13 protein-coding genes are annotated in these 20,980 nt (G+C 72.3%); 4 read left to right on the plus strand and 9 right to left on the minus strand.

Translation table 11 applies throughout. The features are described 5' to 3' along the window. Window positions 1–477, minus strand: a complete 477-nt coding sequence (locus AB0I72_RS06190; RefSeq protein ID WP_358563550.1) for an acyl-CoA thioesterase — start codon at window positions 475–477, stop codon at window positions 1–3. Continuing rightward, window positions 477–6,302, minus strand: coding sequence for a type I polyketide synthase (locus tag AB0I72_RS06195; RefSeq protein WP_358563552.1), 5,826 nt, complete (start codon window positions 6,300–6,302; stop codon window positions 477–479). The genes AB0I72_RS06190 and AB0I72_RS06195 overlap by 1 nt, the downstream gene beginning before the upstream one ends. Window positions 6,303–6,534: 232 nt before the next feature. On the opposite strand from AB0I72_RS06195, the gene miaA reads away from it, so the two are divergent. The 3 genes from miaA to AB0I72_RS06210 all read left to right on the plus strand — a co-directional run bounded on the left by miaA (window position 6,535) and on the right by AB0I72_RS06210 (window position 9,800). Continuing rightward, window positions 6,535–7,539 (plus strand): tRNA (adenosine(37)-N6)-dimethylallyltransferase MiaA, encoded by a 1,005-nt coding sequence (miaA, locus tag AB0I72_RS06200; RefSeq protein WP_358563554.1) that lies wholly within the window; start codon window positions 6,535–6,537, stop codon window positions 7,537–7,539. Window positions 7,540–7,687: 148 nt separating this feature from the next. Beyond that, window positions 7,688–8,509 (plus strand): TetR/AcrR family transcriptional regulator, encoded by an 822-nt coding sequence (locus AB0I72_RS06205; RefSeq protein WP_358563556.1) that lies wholly within the window; start codon window positions 7,688–7,690, stop codon window positions 8,507–8,509. Window positions 8,510–8,522: 13 nt separating this feature from the next. Further along, on the plus strand, window positions 8,523–9,800 hold the full coding sequence (locus AB0I72_RS06210) for a cytochrome P450 (RefSeq protein ID WP_358563558.1): 1,278 nt from the start codon (window positions 8,523–8,525) through the stop codon (window positions 9,798–9,800). A 54-nt stretch (window positions 9,801–9,854) separates the two neighbouring features. Here AB0I72_RS06210 and miaB read toward each other — a convergent pair whose 3' ends face one another. The 4 genes from miaB to AB0I72_RS06230 all read right to left on the minus strand — a co-directional run bounded on the left by miaB (window position 9,855) and on the right by AB0I72_RS06230 (window position 16,161). Further along, the gene (gene miaB, locus AB0I72_RS06215; RefSeq protein ID WP_358563770.1) at window positions 9,855–11,324 is read right to left on the minus strand and encodes a tRNA (N6-isopentenyl adenosine(37)-C2)-methylthiotransferase MiaB; all 1,470 of its coding nucleotides are present in this window, start codon (window positions 11,322–11,324) and stop codon (window positions 9,855–9,857) included. A gap of 153 nt (window positions 11,325–11,477) precedes the next feature. Further along, window positions 11,478–14,543, minus strand: a complete 3,066-nt coding sequence (locus tag AB0I72_RS06220; RefSeq protein WP_358563560.1) for a TRAP transporter fused permease subunit — start codon at window positions 14,541–14,543, stop codon at window positions 11,478–11,480. A 41-nt stretch (window positions 14,544–14,584) separates the two neighbouring features. Then, window positions 14,585–15,070, minus strand: coding sequence for a DUF1850 domain-containing protein (locus AB0I72_RS06225; protein ID WP_358563562.1), 486 nt, complete (start codon window positions 15,068–15,070; stop codon window positions 14,585–14,587). Window positions 15,071–15,120: 50 nt separating this feature from the next. Beyond that, window positions 15,121–16,161, minus strand: coding sequence for a TAXI family TRAP transporter solute-binding subunit (locus tag AB0I72_RS06230; protein ID WP_358563564.1), 1,041 nt, complete (start codon window positions 16,159–16,161; stop codon window positions 15,121–15,123). Between the two features lie 310 nt (window positions 16,162–16,471). On the opposite strand from AB0I72_RS06230, the gene AB0I72_RS06235 reads away from it, so the two are divergent. Further along, entirely contained in the window at window positions 16,472–18,613 is a 2,142-nt protein-coding gene (locus AB0I72_RS06235) for a prolyl oligopeptidase family serine peptidase (RefSeq protein WP_358563566.1), read from the plus strand. 154 nt (window positions 18,614–18,767) lie between these two features. On the opposite strand, the gene recX is transcribed toward AB0I72_RS06235, so the two are convergent. From recX to AB0I72_RS06250, 3 genes are all read right to left on the minus strand, one after another. Then, a complete protein-coding gene (gene recX / locus AB0I72_RS06240) occupies window positions 18,768–19,346 on the minus strand; it encodes a recombination regulator RecX (protein ID WP_358563568.1) in 579 nt (192 codons plus the stop codon). Then, a complete protein-coding gene (recA, locus tag AB0I72_RS06245; RefSeq protein ID WP_358563570.1) occupies window positions 19,339–20,532 on the minus strand; it encodes a recombinase RecA in 1,194 nt (397 codons plus the stop codon). Before recA ends, recX begins: the two co-directional genes overlap by 8 nt. 136 nt (window positions 20,533–20,668) lie before the next feature. Then, window positions 20,669–20,863, minus strand: coding sequence for a DUF3046 domain-containing protein (locus AB0I72_RS06250; protein WP_358563572.1), 195 nt, complete (start codon window positions 20,861–20,863; stop codon window positions 20,669–20,671). Window positions 20,864–20,980: the final 117 nt, after the last annotated feature.

The following is a 20,980-nucleotide window of genomic DNA, read 5'->3' on the forward strand; positions in this document are numbered from 1 at the left end:
TCAGGCCACCGCCCCTCGCTCGGAGCCGCGACCGGCCGTCAGTCCGGTGCCGTCCGAGGCGTAGGGGGCCAGGGCGGTGCGCAGCTCCTCCGGGACGCGGGTGGGCACGGTCGCCGTGTTCGGCCCCCTCATGCAGGCGATCCGCTGGGACCCGCGGGCCACCAGCGTCTCCCTCTCCGGGTCCAACCGGACGTAGTCGAAGGAGAACGCCACCTGGGTCTGGGTCAGCTCCCCCAGCCTCATCCGGACGGACAGCTCGTCGAAGGCGGTGATCTCGGCGAAGAACTCGCAGTCCACCCGGAGCGTGAACAGCTTCAGGTCATCGCGCAGGTCCGCCAGGACACCGGGCGCGCGCTCCTTGAGGAACATCTCCCGGCAGCGCCCCTGCCATCTCAGGTAGTTGACGTAGTAGACGTTGCCCACGAGGTTGGTCTCCTCGAAACCGACCGTGTGGCGGATCTCGTAGTAGTCGGACATCAGCTCTCCTCTCCGGCCAGGACGGCGAAGACCACCGGTTCGGGGTCGCCGTTCAGGGTGGTCGCCCAGGTGGCGATCCGAAGGCCGCCGGAGGCCAGGACCACCCACCCGTGTTCCAGGACCCGCTCCAGCGTCAGCGAGCCCCCGGTGCCGCCCGCCTTGCGCAGGCACTCCAGGGCGCCCCACACCCGGGTCGCCGCGACGTGGACGGATTCGTCCGCCTCCTTGGCGACCAGGTGCCGCACCGACACGGCGTCCCTGCCGAGCAGCCCGTCCCACTCCCGGTCGGAACGGTCGAGAACGGTCTCCACGTCGCAGGCCAGGCGCTCCCGCCCCACGACGGCCAGGGTGACCCCGGCTCCGTGGGAGGCGGACACCACCGCACCCTCGACCTCGGGGCGACCGTCCGGCCGGCGGCGCACCCTCACGGGCCGGTTCAGCGCCCTGCCGACCGCCAGTTCGGTCCTGTCCCCGCGGTCCTCGGACACCTCTCCGGGGCGGGGTTCGGGGTCGGGATCGACGACCACGGCCCTGGAGCCGCCGAGCACGCGTTCCAACTCCCGCTCCAGGTGGGAGCCGAGCAGCGCGGGCACCCAGGGCCCGGCCCCGCCGCTCCTGCGCACCGCGCGCAGCCGCAGGCCCTCCCACCGCTCGACCACGGTCCCGACGGGATCCCGCACGTCCACGTCGTAGACGTAGGAGTCGCCGTCCTGGAACCGCTCTCGGGCGTCCAGGAGCACGCGGTCGGACTCCTGGTCCCGCGGCCGGGACAGGACGATCCTGTCCACGCCCTCGGGCAGGAGGGTGCCGTCGGGGACGCACGCCTGGAGGACGTGCATGGCGGCGTCGCGCACGCCCGGATCGGCCAGGAGGCGTTCCTGGGGCAGGAACGACCCGAACCAGTCGCCCGGGGCGGCCGTGGACAGTTCCGCGACCACGTGGCGGGCGCTCACCCGGCGGTAGGAGAGCAGTCGCTGGAACCTCTTGCCCTGGAAGAGCACGCCCCCGTACATCTCGTCGGGATCGATCGGGACCCGGGGCAGCACCGGCGCCGCGTCCGCGGACGAGGACCCCTCCTCCACCTGTTCCGGTCGCGGCCAGCGCAGGAGCGCGCGGAAGTGGTCGGCGTCGTAGCCCGTCTCCTCGCTGCGGATGACGACCTCCACCGTTCCGGCGTCGCGCACCAGCGCGGCCACCCTCACCGTGGTGCTCCCACCGGGCCGCACCGCGACGGGACGCAGGAACCGCGCCTCCTCCATCACGGGCGGGCCCTCGTGCCCGCTCACGGCGGCGGCCACCTGGGTCATCGCCTCCATGCCGATCACGGCCGGGAAGAGCATGTCGCCGTCGAGCAGGTGATCGTCCAGGTAGGGGTCGTCCGCCGAGGACAACGCGGCCTCGGTGACCAGCTCGACCCCGGGGTAGTGCACCAGGACCCGGTCCACGAAGCGGCCGAGGGGGAGTTCGCGCTCCTCGGTCGCCAGGGTCGGCAGCCCGCCGGTGCGGCCGCTGACGACCAGGACCGGGCCCGCCGAGGGATCGGCCAGCACCTGGTGGAGGACGGAGATCCCCTCCTCCGCCGACACGGGCGTGATGCCGTCCCGCATCAGGGCCTCGACCACGCCGAGGCGCTCGCCCATCCCCGCGCCGGACCACACCGACCACTCCAGGGCCAGGACCCGTGTGTGCGGGTGCTCCCGCCCGTACTCGACCGTCATCTCGGTGAGCCAGTCGTTGGCGGTGGAGTAGTGCGCCTCACCGCGCAGTCCGGCCCGGCCGATGATGCTGCCGAACGTGACGAGCAGCCGCAGGCGCTCCGGGTCCAGGGTGTCCAGGACGGCCGCGAGCCCGTCGGTCTTGGGCGCGAGGGTGCGCCGGAAGGCCGGTTCGGTGAGGCCGCCCAGGGCGGTGGGCTCGTTGCGCCCGGCCCCGTGCAGGACCGCGGTCACGGTTCCCAGCTCCTCCTGAAGGGACCGCACCGCGCTCCGGACCTCCTCCCGCCGGGTGACGTCGGCGCGGGCGTAGGCGTGGCGGACACCCGCCGCCGCCATGCGCTCCAGGTTGGCGGCCAGCTCGGCGTCCTCCTCCTGGGCCGCCCGGCCCAGGAGGGCGAGCCCGACCCCGTACTCGGTGGCGAGGGACAGGGCGCACTCGGCGGTGATGCCCTTGCCCCCGCCGGTGACCAGGAGCACGTCGTCCGGACCGAGCGGCGCGCCCCCCTCCGACGCGTCCGCGTCCGCGGGGAGCACGGCACGCAGGACCGGCACGGTGCGGCGGCCCTCGGCGTCGTGGTGGGACTCCGCGTACGCCGAGGCGGGGGTGGCGGCGACCTCGGCGACCACCCGGCGCACCGCCTCCGCACGCGCCTCCGGGGAGTCGGGGACGGGGTCGTGGAGGGTGACCACGGTGGTGGTCACCCCCGGCAGCTCCTGATGCAGGGTCCGGGCCACCCCCGACGCGCCGCGTCGGCCCTGGACCACGACGAACCGCGTCCGCGCCCCGGTCGCCAGGACCGAGCGGGCGGCGTCGAGGAACGTGCCCACGAGGTGCTCGCCGCCCTCGGCGGGCAGGCACAGCAGGACACCGCCGCCCACCCCGGAGAGCGCCTCGCGCAACGGCTCGGCGAGGGGGTGGCCGGCGGACGCGTACACGCTCCATCCCGTGTCGTCCGCGTCGGCGGCGTCGGACGCCACGCCCGCGGGAACGGGCGCGCCGACGCGGGCGACCTCGAAGGCACGGACCCAGGGGGCCGCGCCCGGCGCCTGCCCCGCCGAGGCCCTGCCGTCATCAGTCCGGGCCAACGCGTCGATGGTCTCGGCCAGCTCGCGCAGACTCGACGTGGCGTACCCCGAGGTCGCCCCCATCGGGGGCATGCCCAGGCGCTGGGTGACCTCGTTGACGATCTGCCCGACCGTGATGGAGCTCAGGTGCAGGTCGTCCAGGGGCCGCGTGTCGTCGCCCACCATGGACTCGGGGAGTTCGACCCGCTCGGCCACGAGCGTGCGCAGGAGCCCCAGCGTGTCCGCGTCCTCCACCGCGGCGTCCGTTCCACCCGTGTCGGTGGACACGGGCGTCCCGCCGTCGGTGCGTCCGACCCCGGTACTGGGAGCGGTCTCGCACGGGCTGGCCAGGAACTCGAACTCCTCCGGGAGCTCGCGGACGAGCCGCCCGGAGAAGAGGGCGCGCACGTCGACGGGGGCGCCGAGGGCGTAGGCCGCGGCCACCGCGCCGAGGAAGGGCTTCAGCGAGTCGGAGTCCGTGTCCACGGAGACGGCGGGGACGTCCGGGACGGCCGCACCCGCCAGGCTGGTGAGGACCCGTCCCGGCCCCGCCTCGATGAGGAGGTCCGCCCCCTGGGCCAACCGCGTGACGGCCTGGTGGAAGCGCACCGGGAGCACGACCTGGTCCCGGAGGAGTCGGCGCGGATCGGTGTCGGCGCCGAGGTCCGAGCCGGTCACCGTGGACACCACGCCCGGGGACAGCCGACCGAAGTCGGTCTCGGCGAGCTCGCGGTCCAGCACCTCGGCGGCGGGCGCGACGAACGGGGAGTGGAAGGCGTGCGAGACGTTCACGCGCGTGGCGGTGATCCCGTCGGCCCGGGCCCGCTCGCGGACCCTCTCCACGGCGTCGGACGCCCCGGAGACCACCGTCTGCCGGGGCCCGTTGTAACCCGCGACGACCACGTCCGGCTCGCCCTCGATCAGGGCCTCCACCCGCTCCGGCGGAGCCGACAGTCCGGCCATGGCACCGTCGCCGCGCCCCGTCTCCGCCATGGCCCGGCCCCGGGCGGCCGCGAGGCCGACGAGGGCGGGGGCGTCGAGGGCGCCCGCCCAGTGCAGCGCGGTCAGCTCGCCGAGGCTGTGCCCGACGGCTCCGTCGGCCCTGACGCCGACGTCCCCCAGGACGGCGAGGGCGGCCAGGGAACCGGCCACGATGCGCGGCTGGGCGACCTGGGTGGCCACCTGGTCCCCGCCCTCCGGCAGCCCGGCCGACGCCAGGACCTCCTCGGCCCTGGCGAAGCGGCGCCGGAACGCCCCGACACGACCGCTCCCCGATCCCTGGCCGGGGAAGAGGTAGCGGACGACGGGGGGTGCGGTGCGGTGCGCGAGGAACATGCCCCGGGCTGGGGCGATGACCTCGTCGTCGCCCGCGTCGATCCGTTCGACGAGCGCCCGTACCGCGTGCGCGGCGGCTTCCGGGGAGGAGGCGACGACCGCGGCGCGGGCGGCGCCTTGGCCGGCCTCGGCGGCGAGCGCGCCCGCCAGGTCGGTCAGTTCGGCGTAGGAGAGCTTGGGCAGGAGCTCCGCGAGCTCCGCCAGGCGGCCCCGTACGTCGGAGAGGTCACCGCCGTCCACGACCAGCATCTCGGCGTCCTGGCGCCCGGACACCAGCTCGCGGACCCGGGCCGTGACGCCCGCCCCCTGGTGGTCGGCCGCCGACTCCACGGTGACGTGGGTGTTGACCCCGCCGAAGCCCATCGCCGACACGCCGGCGCGGACGGGGCGGTCCTCGGGCCAGGGCAGCGCCCGGTCCGGGACGCGCAGGGGCGCCGCCTCCTCCTCCAGTCGCGGGTGGGGGTCGTGGTGGCCGGTGGCCGGCGGAATGACCCGGTGGTGGACGGAGAGGATCGCCTTGATCAGGCCCGCGACACCGGCCGCGGCCTTGGTGTGGCCGATGTTGGCCTTGATCGAGCTGAGCGCCGCCGGCGGCGCGGAGGGGTCGGCCGCCGCCCGGCTCCCGCCGAGCGCGGCCAACTCGGTCGCGTCGCCCAGGGCGGTGCCGGTGCCGTGCCCCTCGAAGTAGCCGATCGTCTCGATCCCGTACCCGGCGCGTTCGTAGGCGCGTTCCAGGGCGCGGCGGTGCCCGCTCTCCTCCGGCCGGGTGATGCCGCCGCTGCCGTCGGAGGAGACCGCCCAGCCCGTGATGACGGCGTAGACGCGCTTGCCCTGCGCGCGTGCGTCCTCCTCGCGCATGAGCACGAGCGCCCCGGAGCCCTCACCCGGCCAGAAGCCGTTGGAGTCCTTGTCGTAGACCTTCATCTCGCCGGTGGCGAGCGCCCCGGTCTTGGCGAAGCCGATCACCTCGAAGGGGTCGATGGACAGGTCCACACCACCCGCGAGGGCGGCGTCCAGGTCACCCGAGGCCAGGGCGTTGGCCGCGGTGGCGACCGACAGCAGGGACGACGAGCAGGCACCGTCGACCGTGTACCCGCCGCCGCCGAGGTCGAAGTGGTTGCAGACCCGGCCCGCGATGGTGTTGGAGAGCCCTCCGGCGAGCGTGTCCTCGTCGATGCGGGGGAAGGGCGCCTTGTAGGACTTCTCGAGATCGGCCAGGAAGGCGTCCGTCTCCTCCTCCGGCCATCCGTGGTCCAGCAGTGCGGAGGCCACCGTCCGTCGAACGTAGGGCCAGCGCAGCCGCAGGGTGTTCGCGCGCGAGAACTCACCGGTCAGGCTGTTTCCGATGACCACTCCCGTGGCTCGGCGAGGAAGCCCCTCAGCCTCGGGGAAACCGGCGTCCGCCAAGGCGCGGGACATCGTTTCGAGAGCGAGCCAGTGCGTCATGTCCGTGGACCTGAAGGAACTCCCGGACACCCGGTACCGTGCTCTGTCGAACGTGAATCCGCGAAGCACGGCGGCCTTTTCCGAGTAGAACCGGTCCTCCGCCGCCGGATCCTTCGACCAGTAGTCATCCAGGTTCATCCGCTCGTCGGGCAGGCGACGGAAAGCCCTCCTGCCAGCCAGAACGTTGTCCCAAAGATCCATCGGAGAATTCGCGTCCGGATAGCAGAGACCGATTCCCACAACAGCAATTCTGGTGTTTTCCATACCTACCCGCAGACGTTTTCAGAAAATGACCCGTACAGCAGGGAACACAGACCAATCATGCGTTGGACCGGGTGGCATGTCTTCTTCCTTTGTGCGCCCCGGAGAAGCAGATATTCCATAACGGCGTGATTATTGCTATGCGCTGGCACGGATCCGTGTCCGGCCGCGCGGCCCGACAGGGTGTGCCGCCGAGGCAGCGGCGCCGGTGCCCGGGGCCCCCTAGGCTGGGGACATGATCAAGGTGATCGCGGTCGTCGGCCCGACCGCTGTGGGCAAGTCGGACCTCGCCGTCGAGCTGGCCCTCCGGCTGGAGGAACGCACGGGGCTGCGCGGCGAGGTGATCAACGCGGACTCCATGCAGCTGTACCGGGGCATGGACATCGGCACGGCGAAGGTCACCCGCGAGGAGATGCGCGGCGTCCCCCACCACCTCCTGGACGTGTGGGAGGTCAGCGAGCCCGCCGACGTGGCCAGCTACCAGGAGATGGCCCGCGACCGGGTGGAGGAGTGCGCCGAACGCGGCGTCCTGCCCGTCCTGGTCGGCGGCTCGGGGCTGTACGTGCGCGCGGTCCTGGACCACCTGGAGTTCCCCGGCACCGACCCCGAGGTGCGCGCCCGCCTGGAGGCCGAGCTGTCCGAGGTCGGCCCCGGCGTCCTGCACGCCCGGCTGGCCGAGATCGACCCGGAGGCGGCCCGCGGCATCCTGCCCGGCAACGGGCGGCGGATCGTGCGCGCCCTGGAGGTCGTCGAACTCACCGGCCGCCCCTTCACCGCCACCCTGCCCGACCACACCCCCTACTACCCGTGCGCGCAGGTCGGGCTCCGCGCCCCGCGCGAGGAACTGGACGCGCGGATCGACGCCCGCGTGGACCGCATGTGGGAGCGCGGGCTGCTGGACGAGGTCCGCCGCCTGGACGCCCTGGGCCTGCGGGAGGGCCGGACGGCCTCGCGCGCGCTCGGCTACGCCCAGGCGCTCGGCCAGCTCGACGGCGACCTGACCGAGGAGGAGGCCCGGGAGAGCACCGCCCGCGCCACCCGCCGGTTCGCCCGCCGACAGGAGTCGTGGTTCCGCCGCGACCCCCGCGTGCGGTGGCTCCCCCACGACTCCCCCGATCTCGTCGAGCGCGCGCTCGCCCACGTCGAGACCGCGATGACCGGACCGAGCGAGGAACCGGGCGAGACGCTCGTCGACGTGGCCACCCTCGTCCCCCACGCCCAGCGCCCGGCCAGCGGCTGATCCTCCCCGGCTGGATCGCCGTCGCCCCAGGCGATCCAGCCGCATCGACCCGTCACCTGGACGCTTGCCAGGCGCCCCGTTCTCGCCTAGCGTTGACTCCGTGACCGGATTCGAAATCTGGTCACGGAGTCACGACCCGAGGGGAGGCATGGCTATGGTCGTTGCGACCGCACCGGTACCCGCGAACCACCACCGTGACCCCGATGAGCAGGAGTACGCCGTGCCCTCCCCCACCCAGTCGACGAACAGAACCGCCAACCGCGTCGCCCGAGCCGAACGCATCCTCGACGCGGCGGGCGACCTGCTCGTCTCCTGGGGCTACGCCAAGATCACCGTCGAGGACGTCGCCCGCCGGGCCGGTGTCGGCAAGGGCACCGTCTACCTGCACTTCCCCACCAAGGAGGCGCTGTTCCTGGTGGTCCTGCTCCGCGCCCAGACCGCCATGATCGAGCGCACGCTGGAGGTCCTGCGCCAGGGACCCGAGGGGATCTGGCCCAGCACCCTCGCCCGCACCACCGCCCTGGCGCTGCACGAGTCGCCGATCATCGCCACGGTGATGAAGGGCCGGACCGAGACCCTGGGCACCTTCGCACGGGCCGCCGCCGAGTACAGCACGGAGCTCGTCGAACGGCGGCGCACCACCGCGCAGACCTACTTCGACGTCCTCCGCGACCACGGCCTGATCCGCACCGACCGGCCCCTCGGCGACCAGATGTACGCCTACTCCTCGATCCTGACCGGTTTCCTCGTCGCCGAGCCGCTCCTGGGCGAACAGCCCGCCTCCACACCGCCGTCCGTCGAGCACCACGCCGACGTCCTGGCCGACACCATCCGCGCCACGTTGGGCGAGTCCGACGCCGACGACACCCTGCACGTCGCCTGGCCGAAGGTGACCGCCCTGTTCGAGGACCTCGCCCGGGACGCCCGGGCCGAGATCGACCGCTACACACACGCCACTCGCGACACCTGACACTGGAGTGCCCATGACGGCCACACCATCCGCGACCCACGACGTGATCAACCTCCTGGACCCGGTCTGGACCCGCGACCCCCGCTCCCTGGTCGACCGGGTCGCCGGGGCGGGCGGGTCCGCTCCGGCCCTGTTCGCCGACGGCTTCGAGGTCGTCCTCTTCGCCGACGACGAGGACGTGCGCACGATCCTGAGCGACCGACGGTTCGTGGTCGACCCCGCCAACGTGCGCGAGGGAGCGACCGAGAGCAGGAAGGCTGATCTCCTCGAGGCCATGGGCATCACCCCGGACCTGGCCGTCTACGTCACCGAGAGCATCCTCGGCATGGACGGCTCCGACCACACGCGCCTGCGCAAGCTCGTCTCACGCACCTTCACGGTGCGCCGGGTCAACGAACTCCGTCCCCAGGTCCAGCGGATCACCGACGACCTCCTGTCCCGCCTGCCGGACCACGCGGAGGAGGACGGGGCCGTCGACCTCCTCGAACACTTCGCCTACCCGCTGCCGATCACGGTGATCTGCGACCTGGTCGGCGTTCCCGAGGAGGACCGGCCCGCGTGGCGGGAGTGGAGCCGCACCCTCCAGGAGTTCGACCCCACCAGGCCCGAACGGATGAACACCGTGCTGGGCGCGATGATCGACCACATCGGGGCGATGATCGCGCGGCGCCGAGCCGAACCCCAGGACACCCTGCTCGACGCGCTGATCAGGGAACAGGACGAGGACGGCGGCCGACTCAGCGAGGCGGAACTGATCACCCTGGTCTTCACGCTCGTCATCGCCGGACACGAGACCACCGCCCACCTGCTCGCCAACGGCACGCACGCCCTGCTCACGCACCGCGACCAGTGGGACCTGCTGCGGTCCGATCCCGGACTCCTGCCCGCCGGCGTCCACGAGATGCTGCGCTGGTGCGGTGTCGCGCTCCTCACCCAGCTTCGCTACGCGGCCGAGGACGTCCAGCTCAAGGGCGGTCGGCTGGCCGCCGGGGACCGCGTGGTGGCCCTGCTCGCGGGCGCCAACCGGGACCCCAACGTGTACCCGGACCCGCACCGGTTCGACATCACCCGCCACCACGGCAAGCCGGGCGAGGCGCACGTGGGCTTCGGCCACGGCATCCACTACTGCCTGGGCGCGGCCCTGGCCAGGCAGGAGGGACAGGTGGCCTTCGGGTCGCTGGTCAGGGCCTATCCGGACCTGGACCTCGTGCCCGGGCGCGAGCCCGAGCGGGTGCCCTCGCCCGGGGCGATGCGGTTCAAGGACCTGTACGTACGCCTCACCCGCGACTGACACGGCCGCGGCCCCCGGCGTCGTGCCGGGGGCCGCGTGCGGCGTGTGCCCGGGTCAGGCGTCGCAGCACCCGCCGACGGGGGCCGCGGGCTCGACCGCCGGAGCGCCGACCTTCGGCATGCCCAGCAGGACGCCCGGACCAGGGTCCTCGGCCGGTCGGCCGTTCCGCGCGGCCCAGGCGTCCCCGGCGCGCGTGCGACGCAGGTTCCGGACACCGGAGTCGGCCACCAGGTGGTGCGGCGCGGCGTAGGTGACCTCCACGGTCACCATGTCGCCGGGGCGCGGCTCCCCGCCCTCGCCCACGGCGAAGTGCACGAGTCGGTTGTCGGGCGCCCGCCCCGACAGGCGGCGGTGCTCGCCGTCCTTGCGGCCCTCGCCCTCGGAGACCAGCAGCTCGACCTCGCGGCCCACCAGCTTCTGGTTCTCCTCCCACGAGATCGAGTCCTGGAGCTCCACCAGGCGCTGGTAGCGGTCCTTGACCACCTCGGGCGGCACCTGGCCGTCCATCGTCGCCGCCGGGGTCCCGGGCCGCTTGGAGTACTGGAAGGTGAACGCCATCGCGAACCGGGCCTCGCGCACCACGTGCAGCGTCTCGGCGAAGTCCTCCTCGGTCTCGCCGGGGAAGCCCACGATGATGTCGGTGGTGATCGCGGCGTGCGGCATCGCGGCGCGCACCTTCTCCACGATGCCCAGGAACCGCTCCTGGCGGTAGGAGCGGCGCATGTCCTTGAGCACCTTGCTCGACCCGGACTGCAACGGCATGTGCAGCTGCGGCATGACGTTGGGGGTCTCGGCCATCGCCTCGATGACGTCGTCGGTGAAGTCGCGCGGGTGCGGGGAGGTGAAGCGGACCCGCTCCAGGCCCTCGACCTCACCGCAGGCGCGCAGCAGCTTCGAGAAGGCCTGGCGGTCGCCGAACCCGCTCCCGTAGGCGTTGACGTTCTGCCCGAGCAGGGTGATCTCGCTGACGCCCTCGTCCACCAGGGCGCGCACCTCGGCCAGGATGTCGCCGGGACGCCGGTCCTGCTCCTTGCCGCGCAGCGCGGGCACGATGCAGAAGGTGCACGTGTTGTTGCAGCCGACGGAGATCGACACCCACGCGGCGTACGCGGACTCGCGGCGGCTGGGCAGGGTGGAGGGGAAGTGCTCCAGGGACTCCGCGATCTCCACCTGCGCCTCACGCTGGACGCGGGCGCGCTCCAACAGGGCGGGCAGGGATCCGATGTTGTGGGTCCCGAACACCACGTCCACCCACGGGGCGCGGCGCACGATCTCACCGCGGTCCTTCTGCGCCAGGCAGCCGCCGACCGCGATCTGCATGCCGGGGTTGGCGTCCTTGACCGGGCGCAGGTGCCCGAGGTTGCCGTACAGGCGGTTGTCGGCGTTCTCACGGACCGCACAGGTGTTGAAGACGACGATGTCTGCGGTGGTGTCCTCGGCTGCACGCGCGTACCCAGCGTCCTCCAGCAGACCGGAGAGGCGCTCGGAGTCGTGGACGTTCATCTGGCAGCCGTAGGTCCGCACTTGGTAGGTACGACTCTGGCTCACCGTCCCAGGCTAACCGGTGACGCGAACACGCGAACCACGTTCGGGACGCGGATCCCGGTCACGGGACGGCCCGTGTCACCGACCGCGACGGGTCGGCGGCACGGGCCGCACACGGGGGTCGGACGCGGCTCAGTCCTCGCCCTCGGCCGACTCCTTGGCCGCTCCCTGGCCGGAGGAGGCGCCGGCTCCGCTGTTCGCCTCCGTCCTGACGGGCGCGGAGCCCACCGACGCGATGACCTTCGCGCCGCCCTCCCGGCGGGTGACCAGCTTCTCGTGCCCGATGATCGCGACCAGCAGGACCAGGCCGACGACGTTGGTGGCCAGACTGCCCGAGACCAGGCACAGACCGCCCACGACCAGCCCGATCCGCTTGTACCAGGGCAGCGGCCGGTCCAGGTACCCGACCAGTCCGAGCGCCACCAGGACCGCGCCGACGACGCCGGTGACCGCCGCCACCGTGCCCGTGAACCAGTCCACCTCCTGCAACAGCAGCTCGGGGGAGAACACGAACATGTACGGCATCACGAAGGCCGCGACGGCGATGCGCACCGCGTAGAACCCGGTCCGGATCGGGTCGCCTCCGGAGATGCCCGACGCCGCGTAGGCGGCCAGGCAGACCGGCGGGGTGATGTCGGCGAGCACACCGAAGTAGTAGACGAACAGGTGCGCCATCAGCAGCATCGCGAGCCGCTCGTCGACCTCGCCCTCCAGGATCATCACGATCGCCGGAGCGGCCAGGGTCGCCGTGATGACGTAGTTCGCGGTCGTGGGCAGACCGATGCCCAGGATCAGGCAGGCGATCATCGACATGAACAGGACCAGGAAGAGGTCCACCCGCATCGTGCCGACCGCCGCGGCCCCGAAGTCGGCGCCCGCGCCCGTCCAGGCCAGGACGGGCGAGGTGGCCGCCGACGTCAGCAGGGAGGCCAGACCCGCGCTGATGGACTCGGCGATCCCCAGCAGACCGCTGCTGAGCTTGAGGCCGAGGTCGGTCGTGGTGATGACGCCCGCGATGATGCCCGCCGACGCGCACGCCACGATGATCGGGATCGCCAGGCGGGCCGCGCCCACCAACCCGTCCAGGAACGAGTGCAGGTTCAGCTGGTCCTCACCCGAGGCGCGCCAGCGGTGGAACGCCACCGACACGGCGATGCCCGCCAGGGTGAGGACCAGGGTGGCGCCGAGGGCCACCATCCCCCGGTTCATTCCGGCCATGAGCGCCTGGGCGACGGTCACCAGGACCGCCGCGGCGCCCGCCGCGACGACGATCGGCAGGGACAGGCGCATCGCCGAGCCCAGGACGTCGCGCATCGGCCGGGCGCCGAGCCTGCCCGTCTCCTCGACCCGCTGGAACGGCATGACGAGGAACTGCGTGATGATGTTCACCGCCACCGTCGCCACCACGGCGCCCATCGCCGAGAACATCGGCGAGAACCCCATCGACAGCAGGGCGAAGATCGCCACGACGGGCGCGATGAGGTAGCCGCGGGTGATCATGAGCCGCCGCAGGTTCGGCAGCAGCTCCTTGGGCAGTCCGCCGATGCCCATGCGCTTGGCGTCGTAGTGGACGACCACGTACTGCGAGACGAAGAACATCACCGCGGGGATCGCGGCGGCGGTCAGGATCTGCTGGTACGTGGCGCCCGTGAACTCGATCATGATGAACGCGCCCGCGCCCATGATCGGCGGCATGATCTGCCCGCCCGTGGACGAGGCGGCCTCCACCGCGCCCGCGTACTCGGGCTTGTACCCGGACTTCTTCATCATCGGGATGGTGAACGCGCCGTTGGAGACGGTGTTGGCCACCGAACTGCCCGTGATCGTCCCGGAGAAGGCGCTGGTGACGATGCCGACCTTGGCGGTGCCGCCGACCGACGACCCCGTCGCGCCCAGCGCCAGGTCCGTGAAGAACCGCTCCATGCCCGTGCGCTGGAGCATCGCCGCGAAGATCATGAACAGGAAGATGAACGTCGCCGAGATGCCGAGCGGCGTCCCGAACACGCCCTCCGTGCCCACGTACAGGTTGGTGACGATCTGGTCGACGCTGGAACCGCGGTGGCGCAGGAATCCGGGCATCGACTGGCCGAAGTAGGCGAACGCGATCAGCGAGCCCGCCAGCACCACCAGCGCCGGACCCAGCACCCGGGAGGCGGCCACGAGGATCAGCAGCAGGCCGATCGTCCCGACCGTCACGTAGGTCGGGTTGTAGATGCCGACCGACCGGGTGATCTCCTCGTAGTTGACGAACATGTACAGGCCGGCGAACAGACCGAGCCCGGCCAGCGCGACGTCGAACAGGGGCATCCCCCACAGGTTCCAGGGGACGTGCCGCGCGCCCTGGACCACGACCAGGACGACGAGCGCCGGGCCGAGCACGTTCCACTCCGCGATCCCCGCCAGCCACATGTAGCCCAGGGTCACCGCACCGACGGCGGTCAGCCCCCACCGGGTGACGACCGGCCACAGCCAGACCGGGAACGCCGACGGGAACCGCGTCAGCGCCACGGCCGCCGCGACGGCGACCACGACCAGCACCAGGCCGAGGATCGGCAGGAAGAAGAATCCGCCGCGCGCCTCACTCGTGACCAGGTCCAGCGCGACCAGGGCGGCGCCGACCAGCAGGGTCCACCCCGCGGCCCGCTGCGCCCTGGAGGCGGTGGCCGTCCCGCGGGTGCGCCACAGGAACGCCCCGACCGCGCCGAACAGCAGGACCGCGACCAGGCCGAACACCCACTGCGGCAGGTACAGGTACATGCTCGCGTTCGCGCCGGAGAGCACGCCGACGCCGATGTAGCCCACCAGCAGCCCGCTGAAGGCCATCGCGCCGCCGTAGAAGGGGCCGTGGGGACCCTCGGCGCGCGGCTTGGTCGGGTAGAGGAGGAACACCAGGCCGAGGCCGAGCGCGAGGTGGAACGAGCGCTGCTGGAGGGGCGGGAGCGTCTGGGTGAACGCGGTCCACAGGTGGAAGACGGCCAGGGCCAGGGCGACGGCGAACACACCCCACCGCCACACCGCCCGCAGGTCCGTGCGTACGCCCTCGACCCCCGTGTCCTCGGTGAAGTCGTGCTCCTCCAAGGCTTCGAGATCCCGCTCGATCTCCTCCAGTGCCCGGGGGGTGGGCTCACCGCCGGCGGAGGCCCCGCCCGCGGTCACTGCGGCACCGGATTCGCCGGCGCCCTTGGGGTCGGTCGTCATCACCCTCATCCTCGTCATCGGTGGGGGGCACCCCACGGCCTTCACATCAGGTGCGCGCCCGGATGGGTCTGCACGTACAGCTCCACACTCGCACGGGGGTCCACCAGGTCCAGGAGCCGGAACTCCCGACCCCGCAGGGTCAGCCGGTGGTCGACGTCGGGCGTCCCCACGACCATCCGCACCGTGCCGAGCGGACGTCCGTGGTGGTCGACGCGGTAACCCTCGCCGTCCCGGACGAAGGTCGAGGTGACCCCGTCGACCGTCTCCGGCCCCGAGGGGAGGTTGGCTCCGTGGGCGTCGGCGCGGATCTCCTCCATCGCCAGCCCCGAGGAGGGGGAGACCGAGTAGACCTCGTACACCGGACGCCGGTGCACGGAGTGCGTGTGGCTGAGCTCGATCCGGTCCCCGATCTCGACCGGGACGCTGAGGACGGGTGAGTCCTGGCCGTACACGCGGACGACGAACCAGGCCGAACCCGTGTCCGCGGAGCCGCTCAGGAGCAACGCGCACCCCAGCAGGACCGTCACAAGCGCAGGGCCGCCCGGAATCCACCGAGCGGCCCTGGGCGAACGGGTCATCAGTCGAGGAGCCCCTGCTCCTCGTAGTAGCGCTGGGCGCCGGGGTGCAGTGCCATCGAGCCCAGGCCGTCGATGGCGGTGGCCAGCAGAACCTGGCCGCCGACGTCGTGGCCGATGTCGCCCGCCTCCTCGTACATGACGCGGACCAGGTCGTAGGCGAGCTGCTCGTCCAGGGCCGAGGTGGTGTACAGGGTCGCCCACTGGGTCAGGGTGACGACGTCCTCGTCCTGGCCGTTGTAGGTGCCGCCGTCGATGGTCAGCGGGCTGTAGCTCGGGTCGTCGGCGATGAGGGTCTCGGCCTCCTCGCCGTCCAGCGGCAGCAGCCGGACGTCGTTGCTCGCCGAGACCTCGACGATGCCCGCCGCGGGCACCGACAGGATGCCGAAGGCGGCGTCGACCTGGCCGTCGCCGAGCGCGGTGGCCGCGTCGCCGAAGGTGCTGTCGTAGGCGTTGATGTCCTCGTCCGGGTCCAGACCGTAGGCCTCCAGGATCTGGCGGGCGGCGACCTCGGTGCCGCTGCCGGGCGGGCCGATCTCGACGTTCATGCCCTCCAGGTCCGCGATCGACTCGATGTCGGAGTCGGCGCGGACGACGACCTGCATGACCTCGGGGTAGATGTTGCCGAGCGCGCGGATGCCGTCGGGGCTGCCGAGCGGCTCCTCCTCGAACGGCCCGGTGCTGCTCTGGGCCTGCATGGCCACACCGTTGACCGCCATGATGAGTTCGCTCTGGTCGGCCTGGGTGCCCTCGTCGTCCTCGGTCTCGCCCTCCAGGGAACGCAGGTTCTGCACCGAGGCGCCGGTGGCGAACGTGTCCACCTGGACGTTCTCGATGTTGTTGCTCCACAACTGCGCGATCTCGCCACCGAGCGGGTAATAGGTACCGCCGGTGGAACCCGTGGCGAGCTGGAGGAATGTGGTCTCCGAATCGTCACCGCCGGGGCCTTCGACGTCCTCGGGGGCCGCGCAGGCCGACAGGGCGACCACACCGGCCGCGGCGATCGCCACGGAGGCCCGGATGGTCCCGCGTCCCTTGCTCATCGCTGGCTTCCTCTCTCGCAGTGTGGGTGACGACGGGGCCTCGGCCGCGCACGGTGATCCACCGCCGTTCCCTCGACCATTCATCACCAGGTGATATCCGCGAAAGCATAGAACGGCGCGTCGATCCCCGCCGTGTCGCGCCAGTCACGAATAGAGAACGATACTCAGCGGTCGAACTCGCCTCCTCCGCGTCACACGCTATGGCCAGCCGGTATTCACGCACCGGCGATCTGATCTCCCGAAAGGGGGCCCGGACGACTAAGGTCGACATGTCATCAGTTTTCCATTCACGACCCTTCCTGAGCGGGACATGTCTGAACTGTCGAGCCCCCACGGCTCATGGCCCTCGCCCATCAGCGCCGGTGACGTCGCCCGCGGCGTGCACCGGATGTCCTTCCCCTCCGTCGTCGGCGACGAGGTCTGGTGGGAGGAGGAGCGCCCGGCGGAGGGCGGACGCTCCACCGTCATGCGCCGGAACGCCGACGGCGCCGTCGTCGAACTGCTTCCCGCGCCCTGGGGCGCGGGCACGCGGGTGCACGAGTACGGGGGGCGCTCCTACCTCCCGGTGCCCCGGCGCGACGACAAGGCCCTCACCCGGATGGGCATCGTCTTCGCCAACGCCGAGGACCAACGCCTCTACCTGCTCGAACGCGACGCCGCCGCGCCGACTCCGCTCACCCCCGAGCCCGACCGCCCCGCCGCCCTGCGCTACGCCGACCCGGCGCTGAGCGCCGACGGCAAGCAGATCCTGTGCGTGCGCGAGGAACACGTCGCGGACGGCGTGCGCCGGGCCGTGGTAACGGTCCCCCTGTCCGGCCGGGGCGCCGAGGACCCCGCCGCGATCCGCGTCCTGACCTCCGGCGCCGACTTCTACGCCTCGCCCGTCCCCTCCCCCGACGGCCGGCGCCTGGCGTACGTGCGGTGGAACCACCCGAGGATGCCCTGGGACGGCACCGAGCTGCGGATCGGTCGGCTGGAGGGCTCGGCGCTGACCGGGGAGGTCACGCTCAAGGGCGGGGTCGACGAGTCCGTCGTCTCGCCCACGTGGGTGGACTCCGACACCCTGTACCTGGCCTCGGACTGGCCGGGGTTCTGGAACCTGTACCAGGCGGGCGTGACGGGGCAGGCGATGGCGCTCTACCCGGCCGAGGAGGAGTTCCACGCCCCGCCGGGGCGCCTGGGCCACCGGTCCTTCGCGGTGCTGGACTCCGGGAGGGTCGTGGTGCTGCACGGGAACGCGGACCTGTCGCCCAGCGTGTACGACCCCGACACCCTGGAGCTGACCCCCGTGACCACCGACCTCACCGCGTGGTCCCAGGTGGACTCGGACGGGGTCGGCGTGGTCGCGGTCGCCGCCTCCCCCACGCGCCCGCAGTGCCTGGTACGGCTGCACCCGGAGTCGGGGCGGGTCGAGGTGCTGCGCGAGTCGCTGGACGCCCTGCCCGACTCCGCCTACCTTCCCGTGCCCGAGCACGTGACGCTGCCCGGACGGTACGGCTCGCCGGTGCACGCCAACGTGTACCGGCCGACCCACCCCGAGGTCACCGCCGAGGGCCCCGCGCCGTTCGTGGTGTGGGCGCACGGCGGCCCCGTCGCGCACGCCTCGCACGAGCTGGACCTGGCCAAGGCCTACTTCACCAGCCGCGGCATCGGTGTGGTGGACGTCAACTACGGGGGCTCGACGGGCTACGGCCGCTCCTACCGCACCCGGGTGCACAAGGAGTGGGGCGTGGTCGACGTGGAGGACACGGCGGCCGCGGCGCGCGCCCTGGTCGACCAGGGGGTGGCCGACCCGAAACGGCTGGCGATCCGGGGGCCGAGCGCGGGCGGGTTCACGGCGCTGCTGTCGCTGACCGGGGACACGTTCGCCTGCGGGGTGTCCTACTTCGGGGTGGCGGACCTGCTGGGGCTGGTGGAGACCACGCACGACTTCGAGTCGCGGTTCCTGGACTCGCTGGTGGGAACGCTGCCGGGGTTCGTGGAACGGTACCGGGAGCGGTCACCGATCAACCGGACCGACGAGATCGACGTGCCGGTGCTCCTGCTCCAGGGGACCGACGACCGGGTGGTCACGCCCGACCAGGCGTTCACGATGGCCACCGCCCTGGGGAAGCGGGGGGTGCCGTACGCGCTGCTGGAGTTCGAGGGCGAGGCGCACGGGTTCCGGTCGGCGGCCTCGCGCGTGCGCGCGCTGGAGTCGGAGTTGGCCTTCTACGCGCGGGTGTTCGGGTTCGAGGCGGACGTGGCGCCGCTGGCCCTGGAGACCGAACCGCCCGCGCCGCGCCCGGAGCCGGAGGCGCCGGAAGGCGCCGAGGAGTCGGACGGGACACCGGCCGAGGGGACGGGGGACGCGGAGACCTCGGCGGCCGAGGCGGCTCCGGACACCGCCGACGCACCGGTCGGGGACGCGGTCGCGCCGTCACCGGCCGAGGGCGGCGGGACCGCCGACTGACGGCCGTCCACAGGCGGTGGCGCGATCTGACGGGACGAGCGGACCGCGCCTGCGCTCGAACCGGGGGAACGCGCGTCGCCCGTGGGCGCGTGACCGTCGCGTCGAGCGCGTGCGGCACGAGCGGCGGCGAGCCCGTCGCCCGTGCGGTCAGCGGCTACAGCTCGGGATCGTCCAGCTCGACCTCGACGCCCTCGCGTTCGAGCTCCTCCCGCACCACCCGGTAGGCCAGGCCGGACGAGTACCCCTTCCGGGCGAGGACGCCCAGGGCCCGGCGGATCCGGGTGTCGCGGTCCTTGCCCCGGGACATCTCCAGCCGTCGGCGGGCGAGTTCGCGCGCGGCCGCCGCCTCGTCCTCGTCCGACAGGTGGGCGACGGCGTCGCGGACGGTGTCCTCCTCCACCCCGCGGGTGCGCAGTTCCCTGGCCAGGGCCCGCCGGGACAGGCCCCGCCCGTGGTGGCGGGAGGTCACCCACGCGTTCGCGAAGGCGGCGTCGTCGATGAGTCCGGCGTCGCCGAACGTGCCGAGAACGGACTCGACGGTCTCCTGGGGGAACTCCCGGCGCAGCAGGGCCCGTTCCAGTTGGGCCCGGGTGCGCGGGGAGTGGGTGAGCATGCGCAGGCACAGGGCCCGCGCCCTGGCCTCGGGGTCCTCCCCGGGCGGGCGGGACCCGCCCGGGGAGATCTCGTCCTCGGGTGACACGGAGCGGTCCGCGGACCGGCGCCGGTCACGCATCAGGGGCGGGCGCCTTGGTGGTCTTGGCCGGGGCGCGCTTGGTCGGAGCCTTGGCGGGGGCCTCCTTGGCCGGGGCGTCCTTGGCGGAAGCGTCCTTCGCCGCGGCCTCCTTGACGGGGTCGGCGACGTCGGAGGCGGAGGAGCTGTCGTCACCCGCGCCGGGCACGCCCAGCTTCTCCTTGATCTTCTTCTCGATCTCGTTGGCCACGTCGACGTTGTCGCGCATGAACCGGCGGGCGTTCTCCTTGCCCTGCCCCAGCTGGGTGCCCTCGTAGGTGTACCAGGCGCCGGACTTGCGCACGATGCCGTGCTCCACGCCCAGGTCGATGAGGCTGCCCTCGCGGGAGACGCCCACGCCGTACAGGATGTCGAACTCCGCCTGCTTGAACGGCGGCGCGACCTTGTTCTTGACCACCTTGACGCGGGTGCGGTTGCCGACCGCGTCGGTGCCGTCCTTGAGCGTCTCGATGCGGCGGACGTCCAACCGGACCGAGGCGTAGAACTTCAGCGCCTTACCACCGGTGGTGGTCTCGGGAGACCCGAACATCACACCGACTTTTTCACGGAGCTGGTTGATGAAGATCGCGGTGGTGCCGGTCTGGTGCAGCGCACCGGCGATCTTGCGCAGCGCCTGGGACATCAGCCGCGCCTGGAGGCCGACGTGGCTGTCGCCCATCTCGCCCTCGATCTCCGCGCGGGGCACCAGGGCGGCCACGGAGTCGATGACGATGATGGAGACCGCGCCGGAGCGGATCAGCATGTCGACGATCTCCAGCGCCTGCTCACCGGTGTCCGGCTGCGACAGCAGGAGATTGTCGGTGTCCACGCCGATCTTCTTGGCGTAGGCGGGGTCGAGCGCGTGCTCGGCGTCGACGAAGGCGGCGATCCCGCCCGCCTTCTGCGCGTTGGCCACGGCGTGCAGCGCGACGGTCGTCTTACCGCTCGACTCGGGTCCGTACACCTCCACGATCCGGCCCTTGGGGATGCCCCCGATGCCGAGCGCGACGTCGAGCGCGATCGCCCCGGTGGGGATCGACTCGATCGGCGGGCGGTCGTCGTCACCCAGACGCATGACGGAGCCCTTGCCGAACTGCCGCTCGATCTGCGCGAGCGCTGTTTCGAGAGCCTTGTCTCGGTCTCCAGATGCCACGGGGTACCCCTGTTGGGTCGATGCCTTCTTCTTCATGATGCGCACGACGCTACGCGGTCGGTACGACAAACGCGACGCCCGACCTTCGTCTGTGGACAACCCACATTACCCGAACCTCTGTTCGATTGTTCGAACGAGTCCCGCATCCGCCGACGGCCGTTCCCGGGCGGCCTCAGCGGACGGACCGGGGGAGGTCGAACGCGTCGCACACGGCGCGCCACACGTCCTTCGCGCCCACCCCGTCGGCGAGCGCCTGCTGGACGGTCCGCGAACCGAGCCCCTCGATGACGTAGTCCTTGGCCAGGCTCTCCGCGTAGGCCTCGCCGAACTGCTCGTGCATGTTCCGCCAGAAAACCGTGAGTCTCATCGGTCCCAGTATCGGCGATCGGAGCCTCCCGCGCGCCCCCGCCGGGAGAACGTCTCCGCCAGGGCGGGTACCGCACCGAAGGCATTGGTTGAGGGTGTCCCACTCCTCCGCGGGCGG

It is taken from the genome of Nocardiopsis sp. NPDC049922 (assembly GCF_040660275.1).
Classification (GTDB): domain Bacteria; phylum Actinomycetota; class Actinomycetes; order Streptosporangiales; family Streptosporangiaceae; genus Nocardiopsis.